Here is a 16137-nt window from a genome sequence, read left to right on the forward strand (position 1 = left end):
CTAATATCGCAAAGCTAAGCTCATGTTATTCTGCATGTTCTTATGGTATAAATCTGGATTATTTAATGAAGTTATTGATAAAAATGGAGTTTGGATTTTTGCAACATAAGCTATCGCGTATTTTCTTTTCTGCCATTGCCTCAATTTTGTTGGTGTTGTTTATTGTGGTGTATTGGTATTCAGTGCCATTAATCAATAAAGAGGTCTATCACAGTGAATTAAACGCCAGTCGGCTCGCCTTAAATAATGTGTACGATTTGGCCAATCAAATGGGTCTTAACCTAACAGCTTATCGACAAGAGGCGCTGGCGGGTCATCAACGAAACTTGGTTACTGCTATCGAGTTAACGGTTGCCTACATTGACAATATTGTTGCCCAAGGCCGCCAAGATAATTTAACCGAACAAGCAGCGCTTGAGAAAGCCTATCAAGGGCTACGAAAGTTTAAATACGGCAAAGAGAATTACATTTGGATTGCTAACGCTCAAGCGATTATTTTATCTCACCCCGATCCCCAATTTCATCAGCTTGACGCGTCAAACTTAACCGATAGTCAGGGCGATCTCGTGATCCCAACCGTGATTAAGCAAGTACTCACCGAGGGAGACGGCTTTTACCGTTATCCATGGCAACGCTTAGGTGAGCAGGGCGAGGGTGAAAAGCTGTCTTATATGCGCTATTTACCCCAATGGAATATTTTTGTCGGCACCGGCATTTATATTGACGATATTGAACAAGAAGTTAGCTTGCGCCGGGCTCAGGCTATTAATGAATTACGCCAGACCATCGAACAAATAGTGATTGCCAAAACGGGCTATTTATTTATTTTTGATCAGCAAGGCAATATGTTGATCCACCCCAATGCCAACATTAACGACACCAATGCGTTAACGCTTAAAGATCCGCTAACGAATCAGTCGATACTGCAAGAGTTAATTGATGTCGCCGACACGGAAAATGAACTGATTTATCAGTGGGATCGACCAACCGATCCAGACAACTATAGCCATAATAAACTGTCGTTAGTTCGCTATTTAGAAGGGTTGGGTTGGTATATCTGCTCTTCCGTGTATGTCGATGAACTACAACGTAGTGGTGAAGTGTTAAGTCAACGAATTTTAATCATCGGTTTAAGCGCCTTAGTTTTTGCGATTGTACTCGCCTTTGTGTTTTCTAAATGGATCACCCGGCCAATCAGTCGGCTAGCCGCGGTGGCAAAGCTAGTCAGTCAGGGCGACTTAACGCTGACGAGTGGCATAACCAGAACAGATGAACTTGGTGTATTAGCGAATGCCTTTGACGACATGGTGGGTCAGTTGCGCACCAATATCAGCGATCTTGACTCTAAAGTCGCCATTAGGACTCAAGCATTGGCCAAAACTAATAGTCAGCTGCATCAGGTAATGGAGCAAAGCTTGCAGGCGCAGCAACAGCTGCATCAAGCACAACGAATCAATGCCGTTGGCCAATTAGCGGGTGGTTTGGCGCATGATTTCAATAATATATTAACCATTATCATTGGCAATTTACTGCTGGCACAACAACGTTTCGACATTGATCCAACAGTTAATAAGCACCTTAAACCTGCCATTAAGGCAGCGCGGCGCGGCAGTGACATAACCAATCGTTTATTGGCATTCTCGCGCCGTCAGTCTCTTTGCCCTAAATCGATTGAAGTGAACAAGCTGGTGGCCGAAACGGTTGAGTTATTGGCAAGTTCATTGCCTAGCACTATCACGCTTCAAACTGAGTTTAGCCGGGAAGACTTAGCCCTGTATATTGATGACAGTCAATTACAAAACTGTTTAATAAACTTAGTGTTAAATGCTAAAGATGCGATGGGCAAGGCTGGTGAAATTACAATACAGATTAGGCAAAGACAAGTCATCAACCAAGTCGATGGCGATTTCCAACCTTGGGATCAAAACGTAATTGGCGGCAGTTATGTCGAATTTAATATTTTAGATAACGGCCGTGGTTTTTCTGCTGAGGGCATTATCACCGCATTTGAGCCCTTTTTTACCAGCAAACCTGTGGGGCAGGGATCGGGTCTCGGTTTGAGCATGGTGTTTGGTTTTATTAAACAATCTCAAGGTTATATTAAACTGGGTAACCGAGCTGAGGGCGGCGCTATTGTGTCGTTTTTATTGCCATTGCTTGCTAGCCCCCTGTTATTAGCTGACAGTTCAAACAATCAGAAACCACAAATTAAGGCTGATTTTAGCGACCAATTAATTTTATTAGTTGAAGACAATGATGACGTCAGAGCCGTGGTGCGAGAACAGCTACTGTCTTTTGGTTTTAACGTCATCGAGGCGCAAGACAGTGATGAGGCCGAGCAACTGATTGCCAGTGTCAGTGGTATTGATGCGATGGTGTCAGATATCAGCATGCCAGGCGCGAAGAATGGCTTTGAACTGGCAAACTTAATCAAGCAAAGCTCAGAAAACACTAGGGTTGTGTTAATGAGTGGCTATGCTTATGATGAAAAAACTAACGAACAAGATCCTAAAATAAGCATCTTACGTAAGCCTTTTAGCGGGGAAGAGTTAAGAGCCGCATTAGAAAAACAATAATAATAACAAATGCATTAATAAAAGGGGCATTTTCGACGCGCTAACTCGTTTATCAGCGTTAAAAAATGATCACTCAATGAATGCAATTTGTATAACAGGCGATACTTGCAGTGAAAACTAGACCATTAATTTACGTCATTGACGACGAAACCGACATTTGCAACCTAGTTTGTGAAGCACTCGAACGTTACAATTTTGATACTCGATCATTCAATACTGGCACCGAGGCCTTAAGCGCGATCAACAATGCTTGTCCTTCTTTGTGTATTATCGATTTAGGTTTACCTGATATGGACGGTCTAACGCTTGTCAAAGAGTTGTTTGACGATAAAAAAATAGGTGTAATCATCTTGTCAGGGCGCAACAGCCTGCCCGATAAGGTGTTAGGTTTAGAGCTTGGTGCCGATGATTATCTTGGTAAGCCATTTGACCCCCGCGAATTAGTGGCGCGGGTTAAAAGTATTATTCGTCGCCTTGAAGTCAGTAAGGCTGAGCAGGTAACCAGCGACAAAATTGCAAGCTTTGGTCGTTGGACCTTTGAACCCTCAACGCTGACCTTGAGCGAGCTCAGTGGCCATTCTCAGATGTTAAGCGCCGCAGAGGCACAAATGTTAATGATTTTTCTAAATGCACCTCAGCAAATATTATCGCGAGAACGTTTATTGAGTGACGATGTGAGCTCGTTCGACCGCAGCATTGATGTGCGGATGTCGCGGCTAAGAAAAAAGATAGAACAAGATGATACCAACGCCCGAATTATCAAAACTGTTTATGGCGCTGGTTATCTATTTACCCTTGATGTGCAATGGCGCTAGCGGATCTTAACTTAAGACGTAATGGCGCTCTGGTCGGCCAACAGTGCCGTACTCAATGTCAGCCACCACTTCATTACTGGACAGCAAGAACTCTAAATAACGTCTGGCGGTGGTGCGGCTAGTCCCGATACACTCTGACATTGCTTCAGCAGTGTAAGGTGTATTGGCGTTGTGTTTAAAGACCTGGCGTACTTTATCCAATGTAATAGTGTCGATGCCTTTTGGCGCGCTTGGCGGCTTGGCGGGTGTCTTGTCTGAGCTATGAAATAATAAATCGAGATCTTCTTGTTCAAAGGCATCATTGCTGTCGAGTCGGTTACAATACTCGAGATAACGTTGCAGTGTTTGATCAAGTCGGCTAAAAGCGATTGGTTTTAAAATGTAATCAAATACCCCGTAAGAAATCGCTTTTTGAATTATCTCGACATCTTTGGCCGCCGTTAACATCACAATACTGATATTGACACCATTGCTTGCTTGGCGAATGTGCTTTATGACGTCAAGACCACTGCTGTCGGTCAAACTAATGTCTAAAAAGACTAATTCGGGGGAAAAGCAATCTAACAAATCTATTGCCTGACTGGCGGAGGCTGCAATGCCAACCACCTCAAAATTATCAATTTTACCGATGGTTTTAGCTAAAATATTCGCTATGCGGCTATCATCTTCAACTATTAATACACTGCGTTCATTCATTGGGTGTCTTCGCCAGATAAGTGTTTCGAATTCATTTTAGGGATATAAACGGTCATTATCATACCACCAGTTTTCGCTTTAGCAATCGACAACGAACCGCCTATTTGTTTGAGACAGTTTTTGACCAAGTACATACCAATACCGTGTCCTGGGTCAGTTTTGGTCGTTTGGCCTAAAGCAAATATGTCTTGTATTTGCTGATCATTAATACCATTACCGGAGTCTTCAATTTCAAAAATTAAATCCGGACCAATATCTGTCATCGACAACAGCACCTTAGGCTCTTGTTTGGTATTGGCAATGCTGGCGTCAAAGGCATTTTCAAGCAGATTGCCCAAAATAGTAACGAGCTTTTCTCTGGGGATCCGCTTGGGTACTTCGGTTAAACCACTATCAGTATCGATGATAAATTTAATATTGCGCTCTTTGGCGACATCATATTTACCTAAAATTAACCCGGCGATAATTGGGTCGGGCACGGTGCGAATTAAAAAAGCAATTAGTTGCTGATAACCTGAACTTTCGCTGGTAATAAGCTCAAGTGCTTCATCGACCGAACCAATTTGAATTAAACCGCCGATGGTATTGAGTTTATTAGAATATTCATGAGTTTGCACTCGTAACATGGTCGAAAATTGTTGCACTTGGGACAATTTCTGACTTAATACTTCAATGTCGTCCTTAAGCCTGAAAATAATGACGACGCCTTTATTAATACCGGCAATGATTAATGGCGTTTTGGCCATCAGCATGGTTTGTTGGTTGACTTCGACCTCGATATCGCGCCACGACTGCAGTGAATCGCTACTAAATAGCGATTGATAATCGGGCAATAATTGCGCCAAAGTTGAGCCAACAATGTGTTCATCATCGCTACTGCCTAACATCTTTAACGCACTGGGGTTAATACTGGTGACTCGGTCGTTCTCATTGGTCACGATAATGCCTTCGGGAATAGATTCTAATACCGCTTTGCGTTCGGTGTAAGTTCGGGCTATTTCTTCGGGTTCTAACCCAAAAATTTCATCACGATAACGTTTGGCAATGTACAGGGTTAACCAGGCACCAGAAAAAATCACAAAGCCAAAAACATAAAAAAATGTATATTCGTATTTATCAACAATCAGGTCGATATCACTTTCAAGATAGCCGACAGAAATTAAACCGATGATCTTGCCGTCGCTAGATAATATCGGTGACTTGCCACGCAATGAAACACCGAGTGACCCCCGTGCTTTAGACGTATAAGACTGACCAAGCAATAAGGCCCTATCGTTGTCGCCGCCGATCATCTTTTTACCGATCTTGTTGGGATCAGGGTGAGAATATCGAATACCTTGACTGTCGCCAACCACAATAAACTTTGCATCAATCGCCGTGCGAATATTATCGACATATTGTTGCACCGAAGCACTGTCATGATTGAGCAGTCCGCGCTTTATCTCATGGCTATTGGCTAAAGACAACGCGACCGAAAGTGCTTTCTGACCGATTTGCTGTTCTAAATTCTGTTGCAAGTAATAGATACTAAACAGGCCTAAGCCGGCAATTTGCAACACAATAACGCCGGAAGAAAAAAAGGCCAACTTATTGTGTAAACCCTGATTTTTAAAAGAGGTCAAAAATTTCATAACCTAGCCGTTAATTCCTGTATTGATATCAAAATAAGAAGCCAGCTTATCACAACTGACTTTTCTCTGGTGTGGTGATGTTTTAAGGCCTTTTTAGCGACCAAAGTAACAAGTCATACAACAACAAAAGCAACATAGAAGTAAACTTCTATGTTGCTTTTTTAGTGAACTATTTTACGCCGAACTTGAGCAATTCAAGTTCGGCTTAATATGCACGATAACTTATGGCTAAAGTACAGGACTATAATTCAGAGCTGTAGTTCAGAGCTGTAGTTCAGAGCTGTAGTTCAGAGCTGTAGTTCAGAGCTAAAGCTCAGAGCTAAAGTTCAAGGTTAAAGTTCAGCTACCTGAGGTTGTGCACCTTGTTTATTGTCCTTTTTAAAGGCAGCCCGCAATGGCATTATTAGTACTAACACGGTCAGAATTAAAATGGTGAGGGTAATAGGTCGTTCCCACATAAATGATATTGAACCATCAAATAAGGTTAAAGAACGGCGCAAGTTCTGCTCTAGCATACCGCCTAGAATGAAACCAAGGATCAGTGGTGACATGCTAAAGTCGAGTAAACGTAGACCAATCGCAATCACAGCAAACCCAGCCATCATCACAATGTCAAAGGTATTAAACGATACTAGGTATACCCCAATTAGTGAGAAGAACAAGATCAAGACCGTTAATAGTTGCTTAGGCAAGGTTAACGCGCGGGCAATATATGGAATTAACGGTAAGTTAATGATTAACAACACGACGTTACCGACATACATTGAAACGATAACTGACCAGAAAACCTCAGGATTATCAATTAATAATCTAGGCCCAGGTTGAATACCATAAGCCATTAACGCGCCTAGCATTACTGCCGTGGTACCTGACCCTGGAATACCCAAAGTTAATAGTGGTACAAATGAACCACTACAAGCTGCATTATTAGCGGTTTCTGGTGCAGCAAGACCACGTAAACTGCCTTTACCAAAGTTAAGTTTTTCTTTAGCTGAAGCAAGATTACGTTCCATGCCGTAGGCCAAGAAAGAAGCGATAGTTGCGCCAGCACCCGGTAAAACACCCACAAAGAACCCTAAGACAGATGAACGACCAATGGTTGGGATCACGTCTTTAATTTCTTCTTTAGTTAACTTTAAACTGCCAACCTCAGGAGTGGCTTGCTTCATGGTATCTTGATCTTTATTCTTACGAATAATCGACATTAACGCTTCAGATAACGCAAACATCGACATCGCAATTAACAAGAAACTAATACCGTCAAGTAAATCAATTTTACCGAAGGTGAAACGTTCAACTCCCGACGCTTGATCGGTACCGACGGTCGATAACATTAAACCAAACAACGTCATCATAATCGACTTTAAGAAACTGCCTTTGCTTGAGAACGCGGCAATGGCGGTTAAACCAAGCAGTAACAGCGCAAAATAATCTGGCGACTGAAAACTCAACGACACGCTTGCGAGCGCCGGTGCGGCAATTAATAAAAATACTGCTGCAATGCTGCCACCACAAAATGACGAATAAGCGGCTAACGCTAATGCTTTACCTGCTTGTCCCTTTAGGGCCATTGGGTAGCCGTCAAACGAAGTTGCTACAGTGCCAGCGACACCAGGTGCATTAATTAAGATTGACGAAGTCGACCCGCCAAAAATAGCACCGTAGTAAACACCGGCCATTAAGATCATGCCAGATGACGGATCAATGCCATAGGTAATAGGGATCATTAGGGCAATGGCCGTAATTGGACCTAAGCCGGGTAACATCCCGATAAAGGTACCGACAAAACAGCCAAAGATAACAAATAAGATATTCTGCATCGACAATGCAGTTTCTAATCCAAGTAATAGACCTTCACTCATGACATTAACTCCAAAGATCGCCGGCAGAAAGGTAAATGCCTAACAGCTGAGTCATAATTGCCCAGAAGACAATAACCACAGGTACTGAGGCAAAAAATAGTGTTTTGGGTTTTCGTTCGCCCAAAATAAGATAACCGATAATCAAAAAGCTAATGGTTGATAAAATAAAGCCTAAAAATTCTAAGGTTAGTGCGTAGTACAGCATTAATCCGATTAAAGCGGCACATTGGATCCAGCCCTTTTTATCGAAAAATACGGGGGCAGCTTGCTTTGCGGTGCTAGGCTGTTGACTGTTTTTGAGGTCTTCAATCACAGATAACAACAGGGCTAGTGCCGCAATGCCCATGCCTAAAATGGCATAGAGTTTTGGCATAGATTGCGAAGTAAATACTTCGTATTCTTCACCAGGGTAGAGCGGGATTTGAAAGGCATAATAGCCATAACAGGTACTGAAGATAAAGAAAATCAGCGCGCCTATTTTGTCTTTGCTGATGGTCATAAGATCACCTTTGTTTACATCTAAATACTGAGTCTGCGATGACATAATAGCTTTAACTTTCGTCAGTCATCGCAGGTTTATTGCTTGTTGCTTAGAACAATTTCTTAAAAAACGTTAGGTTAACTATTTCTTTAAGAAACCAAGTTCACGCATTAGTTCGCCAATGATTAGCTCTTGATTTTCAAGGAACTTATAAAAGTCACCGTCTGGGTTATATAAATTTACCCAACCGTTACGTTCTTTAACTTCATGCCACTCTGGCGTTTCTTGTACAGCGCCAAGCAGTTGGGCATAAGCTTTAACTTTTTCGTTAGACATTGTTGGTGCAGCAAAAAATCCACGCCAGTTAGCAAAAACCACGTCATAACCCATTTCAGTTAAAGTCGGAACCGCTTTAATCGCGTTAAGACGTTCTGGAGAGGTAATGGCTAAAATGCGCACCTCACCACTGTTAGCCATTGCAAGGGCTTCACTAACACCGGTTGACAAAATAGCTGTTTCACCAGACAACAGACCGGCCATTGCTTTACCGCCGGCGTCATATGCGACGTAAACTAGACGCTTAGAGTCAGCATCACCGGATTTTATCGCCATTGCAGCGACTAAATGATCTAAGCTACCGCGTGCTGAGCCGCCAGAAAATTTAACTTTACGTGGGTTTTCTTTGAAATCGCTTATCACTTCTTGCCATTTTGTATATTTTGAATCGGCACGTACTACAAATGCGCCGTAATCAGCAATGGTACCTGCAACAGGTTTCAAATCGCGAAATGACTGCGGGAAAACCTTGGTTAATGAACGAACGACTATTGGAGTCGAGTTAACCATTAGGGTGTTAGTTTGTTTTGCTGCGGTTTCAATCATATAAGCAATGGCTTTACCGCCGCCGCCGCCAGACATGTTTTGATAAGAAGCTGTGGTGATTTTTCCAGATTTTAATAAGGCTTCACCAGTACCACGTGCAGTACCGTCCCAGCCGCCACCTGGACCTCCTGGGATCAGAAAGTGGATGGTGTTGGTGTCTATCGCTTCACTGGCAATAGCACTACCTGAACTAACGGTGACCACTGCGGCGGTCAAGATACTGGTTGCTAACTTTTTAATATTCATTTTGCAGGCTCCACATGTGCCAATTTAAGACACACAATGTTGTTATTTTAATTAATCCAACAAATGTTAAATTTGTTGGTTGTGGTTTTTTTTGCATTGCCAACATTAAATGAAATAACTTTTGAGTAAACAATGGGTGAATAATGGGTATTAACAAGTTTAAAACAATTAAACACATAAAGTTTACAGCCTGGTGACATGCTGGGTGGGGTAGTTGGGTAGAGTAGTAGTCGAGGTGGTTAACTGACGACATTAACAGGGGTCGTTGGTATGAGCGTTAAAAGCAGGGCGGTCGTATATGGACAACCCTGCTGTAGCCAAAAATGTAGGTGCGAGTATTGGCTACATATGTGAATGTTTGTGTTAACTATTTGTTCTTACAGCGGCTCTTGAGTGCCAGCGACGAATGTAAGCTTTAACTGTAAATGCTGATTAGATGCCTAACTAAAGCGCATTGGTCAGTGCAATGCCTAGGCCTAAACGTTGCTGGTTGTGATTATAATCAATTAAGCTTTCACCATAACCGGTTGTATATTGAATGTAACCGCGCAGTCGCCCTGTAATTGGGAAAGTAAAACCAACTTCGGCGAAACCTTTATGAGTCGCGAAATTCTCGCGCCCTTTAAAGTTCAGCTCATAATCATTCCACGTATAACCCAGCCCTAATTCAAAATGGCCCAGGTAATCTGCGATATCAGGATTATCATCGCCGTCATCATCGAGCGGATCTTGCTTAAGCGTTTCACTAAGCCTAACCCAAGGACGAAACGACATCACAAAATTGTCTTTTTCGAATAAAAACGAAGCGTAAACTCGGTTCCAGCTGCGCGATAATAACTGGGAACGGCCATTAGATTGATGTTCCATGCCAATGACATAACCGGTATTGCCACCAAAAGGGTGCCAAGCAAGCGGTGATAAATAAAATATTTCAGGCTGATAGTTGGTTTCGCGAAAAGGCTTGGAAATGTTATCGGAATAAACTTGCCACCATGACTGTAGGGTCATACCAAAATATAATCCATCATTGGCGACAAACAACTCGCTGGAATTGAGCGGCACCTTAATGCTTAATTGAAATTTAGCTTCTGTTTGCACAATATTATCGGACCAATCACCTAGTGCGCCATAAACTTCCCGGTTAACGCTGTCAGTCATGGTAAAGGGTAATAGGTAATTCATTTTATGCGGGGTAATAACGTAAGGATCAAATTGAGTTTTACGTTCACGCATGATTCGGTGGCTCAAGGCGCCATGTTGGTGCACTACATCGATATCTTGGTCGCATAAATCGCGAAGCTGGCCAATGGTAGTATCAGCACTCGCTAGTTTTAGTTGGCTTAATAAACATTGGTCCAAGGGATCGGCGACAGCGGGAAAGCTGGCGGTAATTATTGCGCCCGCCATAAAATTAATAACTGTAGCGGCCCGAGGCTGGCCTTTTAAATGATCCCCAGTTGTGAAACAGGACATGACGCCCTCCGTTATATATGTGTGAAACCATGGCTTGATATAAAACAGCGATGGTTGGCTTGCCAATGTCGGTTTTAGCAATTTATAAAAATAAAAGTAAGCAAGAATAAACGCACAATTTAGTTGGTGCAAGTGTTAAAGGGGCAAAGCAAAGTGCCACCGAGACCACCGCGAGGTGTTAATAGCATCACCGCGAGCATATCGAGTAATAGCGGCGATCTGGATCAATAAATGCCAGTGGCGTTCTAAACCTGATTGCTCGTTATTATATTGTGGGTTAGCGATAGTGTAAATGGTCCGAAGAACGTTGGTTTTAAACGACCGTTCGGCGCATTGGTCATACCATGCATAGTTATGCATGTGGTAGTCACCTTACGTTTACGTAAACAACAAATGATAACAGCTCTCATTTACCGGTTGTTAACATTGTTCTGGTGCCGAATAAAATTTAAGTGCTTGACCGCTCCCGCTATTGCGGCTTTTGAGGCTTGGTTTATATAAGTTTGTTATGTTTATGTTAATGCCATTTTGCGCTTGCTGTATTCATTGCCATGAATATCTATTCAAAAAAGAATTGACTCAACACTGCTTTATGGGTAATTTGACCAGCTGCTAATCGGCATTTAGATAAAAATGCCCAGTTAAACGTTGTAATTAGTTGTCGGCAAATCGCTCACATTACCGATGTCAACAGGTTGAACCATTGACCGTTTTAGCAGAGATGGCACAGGAAATCCTAGTGCAACCCAAGCGTAAAAGGCACGGCCAGTTCAGTTGTTTTAATTATTTTTAATCTTAAACAGACAATGCGTTGGCAGATAAAAGATGTGCCCAGTTTCAGACAAGATTATATAGGATGTAAAGATGAAAAATATCAGCAAAAAATCACCGGGGTTATATCGCTCTGAGTTTGAGCACGACAGCTGTGGTATCGGCTTTGTCGCTAACCTTAAGGGTAAACAATCACACGACATCATTGAAAATGCACTAACTATGTTAAGTTGTATGGAACATCGTGGTGGCACCGGATTTGATGTGAAAAGTGGTGATGGTGCTGGTATTTTAATTCAGATCCCCCATCAGTTTTTAGTGGAAGAAACGGCCACCTTAGGCTTTAACCTGCCAGCAGCGGGTGAATACGGTGTTGGCATGATCTTTTTCCCACCGGAAACTGCCCAAGGTGAAGTTTGCCGCGATATTTTAAATCAAAATATTACTGAGTTGGGTTTAACCTTATTAGGTTATCGCTCTGTGCCGGGTGACAATTCAATGCTTGGTGCCGCTTCACTTGAAACCGAGCCAAATATTGAGCAAGTGTTTGTTGCTAAACCGGCAGCGCTGACAGCTCAAGAATTTGAACGTAAGCTATTTGTGTTACGTAAATATACCTCGCATAAAATAAATGCCACGGTTGCTAAAGAGCGTGATGAGTTTTATGTCACTTCAATGTCATCGACTAAAATTGTCTACAAAGGGCAGTTTACGACCGAGCAAGTGCGTCAATATTATCTTGATTTGCAAGACGAGCGTACTATCTCTGGTATGGCGATGTTCCATTCGCGTTTTTCGACCAATACATTCCCAGCATGGCGTCGTGCCCAGCCGTTTCGTTATATCGCCCATAACGGCGAAATAAATACTGTTCGTGGCAACATCAACTGGATGAACGCCCGCGAAGCGCTGTTTTCATCGGTTAATTTCAGCGATGCTGAATTAAAGATGCTAAATCCTATATGTAATAACGATAACTCAGATTCTGCTAACTTAGACATGGCGATTGAGTTATTAGTACTAAGTGGCCGTTCATTGGCTCAGGTCATGATGATGATGGTGCCGGAAGCGTGGCAGACTCAAGATGATATGGACGAGACCAAGCGCGCATTTTACGAGTACTATGCCTGTATTATGGAACCGTGGGACGGCCCAGCATCATTGTCATTTACCGATGGCAATGTCATTGGCGCAACGCTTGATCGCAACGGCTTGCGTCCATCGCGTTACTTGTTAACCGATGACGGTACGTTAATCATGGGCTCTGAAACGGGGGCATTGTGTGTTGATCAGTCAACCGTGATTGAAAAGGGTCGTTTGCAACCGGGTAAAATCTTTATTGCCGACCTTAAGCAAGGCCGCATTATCAGCGATGATGAAGTTAAACAACAAGTTAGTTCAACCCAGCCGTATGCAAAATGGTTAGCGGAAAACAAAGTTGAACTCGATCAGCTACCCGTATCAGACGCGTCAATTGCGCAGCCGAAACTGGCGCAACTGCGTAAAATGCAAAAAGCCTTTGGTTACACTAATGAAGATCTTGATTTAGTCTTAACTGGCATGGTCGGGACCGCTAAAGAACCATTAGGCGCAATGGGTACCGATACGCCTTTGGCAGTCTTGTCAGACCGTCCGCAGCAATTGTCACATTACTTTAAGCAGTTATTTGCTCAGGTAACTAACCCGCCAATTGACCCTATTCGTGAAGAATTGGTGATGTCATTACGTGGTTATATCGGTAAATCACTTAACTTGCTTGAAGAAACACCCGCGCATTGTCATAAAGTTGAAATTGAACAGCCGGTGTTAACTAACGAGCAATTACGTAAATTGCAGCATATCGACAACGATCATCTGCAAGCGAAAACGATTAGCATTACCTTTAAAGCTGACGGTAAAGCCGGATCATTAAAATCGGCCTTAGATCGCATCTGTTTATACGCTAAAAATGCGGTAGACGACGGTTATGCCATTTTGGTACTAAGCGATCGTGATGTTGACAGCGACCATGTTGCGATTCCGTCAGTACTGGCTACTGCCGCGGTTCACCATTATTTAATTCGCGAAAATTTACGTTCATACGCTGATATCATTTTAGAGTCGGCCGATATTCGTGAAACGCATCATTTTTCAACCGTGATTGGTTATGGTGCGGCGGCGGTTAATCCGTATTTAGCGTTAGAAAGCATGTTTGAGTTGCGCGATAAAGGCGTGATCGATGCTAAGTTGTCCGATCAACAAATTACCGACAAATACATTAAAGCCGTCGGCAGTGGTTTGTTAAAAACCTTCTCAAAAATGGGAATTTCAACGCTGCAGTCTTACTTAGGCGCGCAAGTGTTTGAAGCTTTAGGCATTAGTTCAGATGTGGTCGACCAATACTTTACGGGCACAGTGAGCCGAATTGAAGGCCTAACCCTAGATCAAATCGCCCAAGAAGCATTACTGCGCCATCAAGAAGGGTTCCCACCGGCTGATCGCATCGCGGTTGAAAACTTATTACCAACCGGTGGTGAATACGCATGGCGTCACGATGGCGAACGTCACTTGTTTAGCCCTACCGTTATCCGTTTATTGCAACACTCAACCGCCAGCAATGATGTTAACCAGTTTAAGCAATATGCCAAAACAGTTGATGATCAATCTAAAGCCGCATTTACCTTACGTGGTTTATTAGAGCTAAGCAGCGACCGACCGTCAATTCCACTAAGTGACGTTGAGCCGATTGAAAACATCTTTAATCGCTTTGCTTCTGGCGCGATGTCATTTGGTTCTATTTCTTGGGAAGCACACACAACCTTAGCGATTGCCATGAACCGAATTGGTGGCAAGAGTAACAGTGGTGAGGGCGGTGAAGATCCGAGTCGTTACACACCGATGGCCAATGGCGATTCAATGAATTCGCGGATTAAGCAAGTGGCGTCTGGTCGTTTTGGTGTCACCAGCCATTATTTGGCCAATGCCGATGAGCTGCAAATTAAAATGGCGCAGGGCGCTAAACCGGGCGAGGGTGGTCAATTACCGGGCGACAAGGTTGATGCCTGGATCGGTAAAACGCGTGGTTCAACCCCGGGTGTTGGTTTAATTTCACCACCGCCGCACCACGACATTTACTCAATTGAAGATTTATCACAGCTAATATTCGATCTTAAAAACGCCAACCGTGATGCACGAATTAACGTTAAATTAGTGTCTGAAGCGGGTGTTGGTACTATCGCTTCTGGTGTTTGTAAAGCCTACGCCGACGTGGTGTTAATTGCCGGTCACGATGGCGGCACCGGTGCGTCACCACTTAGCTCAATTAAACACACAGGTTTGCCGTGGGAGCTTGGCTTGGCCGAGACTCATCAAACCTTGGTTCGTAATAAATTACGTAGCCGTATTACGGTGCAAACCGATGGTCAGCTGAAAACACCGCGCGATTTAGCCATTGCAACCTTGCTAGGCGCTGAAGAATACGGCATGGCGACCACAGCACTAGTGGTTGAAGGCTGTATCATGATGCGTAAATGTCACCTAAATACTTGCCCTGTCGGCATTGCGACTCAAGATAAAGGTTTGCGCGATCGCTTTACTGGCCGTGCTGACATTTTGGTTAACTTCTTCACCATGATGGCTGAAGGCTTACGTGAAATCATGGCTGAATTGGGCTTTAGCACCATTAATGAAATGGTTGGTCAAACCCAGTGTCTTAAGCAACGTACCGATGTTGATCATTGGAAATATAGCGGCGTTGATTTAAGCCCGCTATTACACAAAGAGGAGTCTGGACCTGGCGAAACAATTTATAGCTCGATTAGTCAAAAGCACCTAATCGACGACATTATTGACCGAGCGATGATTAAAGACGCGCAAGCGGCACTTGATAACCAACAAGCGGTTGAGCTCGAATATGACGTGGTTAATACCAACCGGACTATTGGTGCGATGATTTCGCATGAAATCTCTAAGAAATATCAAGCGCAAGGGCTGCCAGAAAATACCATCAAGGTTAAATTTAACGGCTCAGCTGGTCAAAGTTTTGGCTGTTTCTCGGCCAAAGGTTTGCGCTTTGAACTTGAAGGCGACGCTAACGATTATTTCGGTAAAGGCCTGTCTGGTGCAAACTTGGTGGTTTACCCAAGCAAGCAAGCCAAATTCTCGGCCCGTGACAATATTGTTATTGGCAACGTCGCGTTCTTTGGCGCGACTTCGGGTAAGGCCTTTATTCGCGGTGTTGCAGGTGAGCGATTCTGTGTTCGTAACTCTGGCGCGGTCGCGGTCGTTGAAGGGGTAGGCGATCACGGTTGTGAATACATGACTGGCGGTAAAGCCGTTATCTTAGGCGCAACAGGGCGTAACTTTGCTGCTGGTATGTCGGGTGGTGTTGCTTATGTACTAGACGTTAACAATGATTTTGCTCCCAAATGTAATATGGAAATGGTTGCACTCGAAACGGTAGACAGCGAAGCCGAAAGCGCTGAGCTAAAAGCATTAATTAACGAGCACATGATTGCTACTGGCTCTGATGTCGCCAGTGAATTGTTAAGTGACTGGCAAACCAGTGTTAAACGTTTTGTTAAGGTAATGCCGGTCGACTACAAGCGCATGCAAGGTTATATGGCGCAAGTACGTGACAGCGGAAAATTTGAATCAGAGTATGACATTGCCGTCGAAGCTTTCGATATCCATTTAAACAACATCGCTAGCGCGCAAGCATAAGCT

General features: G+C 43.4%; 10 protein-coding genes. 3 read left to right on the plus strand and 7 right to left on the minus strand.

Translation table 11 applies throughout. From position 1 onward, the window contains the following. Positions 1-65: 65 nt before the first annotated feature. Both HRU23_17110 and HRU23_17115 read left to right on the plus strand, forming a co-directional pair. Entirely contained in the window at positions 66-2576 is a 2511-nt protein-coding gene (locus HRU23_17110; protein NRA55860.1) for a cache domain-containing protein, read from the plus strand. A gap of 110 nt (positions 2577-2686) precedes the next feature. After that, complete coding sequence (locus tag HRU23_17115) at positions 2687-3391, plus strand: response regulator transcription factor (GenBank protein NRA55861.1); 705 nt, start codon at positions 2687-2689, stop codon at positions 3389-3391. A 6-nt stretch (positions 3392-3397) separates the two neighbouring features. On the opposite strand, the gene HRU23_17120 is transcribed toward HRU23_17115, so the two are convergent. The 7 genes from HRU23_17120 to HRU23_17150 all read right to left on the minus strand — a co-directional run bounded on the left by HRU23_17120 (position 3398) and on the right by HRU23_17150 (position 11022). Further along, the gene (locus HRU23_17120; GenBank protein ID NRA55862.1) at positions 3398-4087 is read right to left on the minus strand and encodes a response regulator; all 690 of its coding nucleotides are present in this window, start codon (positions 4085-4087) and stop codon (positions 3398-3400) included. Continuing rightward, positions 4084-5718, minus strand: a complete 1635-nt coding sequence (locus HRU23_17125) for a sensor histidine kinase (GenBank protein ID NRA55863.1) — start codon at positions 5716-5718, stop codon at positions 4084-4086. Before HRU23_17125 ends, HRU23_17120 begins: the two co-directional genes overlap by 4 nt. Positions 5719-6050: 332 nt before the next feature. Further along, the gene (locus tag HRU23_17130; protein ID NRA55864.1) at positions 6051-7580 is read right to left on the minus strand and encodes a tripartite tricarboxylate transporter permease; all 1530 of its coding nucleotides are present in this window, start codon (positions 7578-7580) and stop codon (positions 6051-6053) included. A 4-nt stretch (positions 7581-7584) separates the two neighbouring features. Further along, positions 7585-8079: a tripartite tricarboxylate transporter TctB family protein gene (locus tag HRU23_17135; protein NRA55865.1), complete on the minus strand. Its 495-nt coding sequence runs from the start codon at positions 8077-8079 to the stop codon at positions 7585-7587. Between the two features lie 123 nt (positions 8080-8202). Further along, positions 8203-9189: a tripartite tricarboxylate transporter substrate binding protein gene (locus HRU23_17140; protein NRA55866.1), complete on the minus strand. Its 987-nt coding sequence runs from the start codon at positions 9187-9189 to the stop codon at positions 8203-8205. 444 nt (positions 9190-9633) lie between these two features. Further along, complete coding sequence (locus HRU23_17145; protein NRA55867.1) at positions 9634-10596, minus strand: phospholipase A; 963 nt, start codon at positions 10594-10596, stop codon at positions 9634-9636. 201 nt (positions 10597-10797) lie between these two features. Then, on the minus strand, positions 10798-11022 hold the full coding sequence (locus HRU23_17150) for a hypothetical protein (protein ID NRA55868.1): 225 nt from the start codon (positions 11020-11022) through the stop codon (positions 10798-10800). A gap of 504 nt (positions 11023-11526) precedes the next feature. On the opposite strand from HRU23_17150, the gene gltB reads away from it, so the two are divergent. After that, positions 11527-16134, plus strand: coding sequence for a glutamate synthase large subunit (gltB, locus tag HRU23_17155; GenBank protein ID NRA55869.1), 4608 nt, complete (start codon positions 11527-11529; stop codon positions 16132-16134). Positions 16135-16137 lie beyond the last annotated feature (3 nt).

The organism is Gammaproteobacteria bacterium (assembly GCA_013214945.1).
GTDB lineage: Bacteria > Pseudomonadota > Gammaproteobacteria > Enterobacterales > Psychrobiaceae > Psychrobium.

What these genes read in the sequence shown, in the direction of transcription:
- HRU23_17145 (NRA55867.1), bottom strand. Translation starts at nt 10,596, where the DNA reads ATGGCGGGCGCAATAATTACCGCCAGCTTTCCCGCTGTCGCCGATCCC.
- HRU23_17150 (NRA55868.1), bottom strand. Translation starts at nt 11,022, where the DNA reads ATGCATAACTATGCATGGTATGACCAATGCGCCGAACGGTCGTTTAAA.
- HRU23_17120 (NRA55862.1), bottom strand. Translation starts at nt 4,087, where the DNA reads ATGAATGAACGCAGTGTATTAATAGTTGAAGATGATAGCCGCATAGCG.
- HRU23_17125 (NRA55863.1), bottom strand. Translation starts at nt 5,718, where the DNA reads ATGAAATTTTTGACCTCTTTTAAAAATCAGGGTTTACACAATAAGTTG.
- HRU23_17135 (NRA55865.1), bottom strand. Translation starts at nt 8,079, where the DNA reads ATGACCATCAGCAAAGACAAAATAGGCGCGCTGATTTTCTTTATCTTC.
- gltB (NRA55869.1), top strand. Translation starts at nt 11,527, where the DNA reads ATGAAAAATATCAGCAAAAAATCACCGGGGTTATATCGCTCTGAGTTT.
- HRU23_17130 (NRA55864.1), bottom strand. Translation starts at nt 7,580, where the DNA reads ATGAGTGAAGGTCTATTACTTGGATTAGAAACTGCATTGTCGATGCAG.
- HRU23_17110 (NRA55860.1), top strand. Translation starts at nt 66, where the DNA reads ATGAAGTTATTGATAAAAATGGAGTTTGGATTTTTGCAACATAAGCTA.
- HRU23_17140 (NRA55866.1), bottom strand. Translation starts at nt 9,189, where the DNA reads ATGAATATTAAAAAGTTAGCAACCAGTATCTTGACCGCCGCAGTGGTC.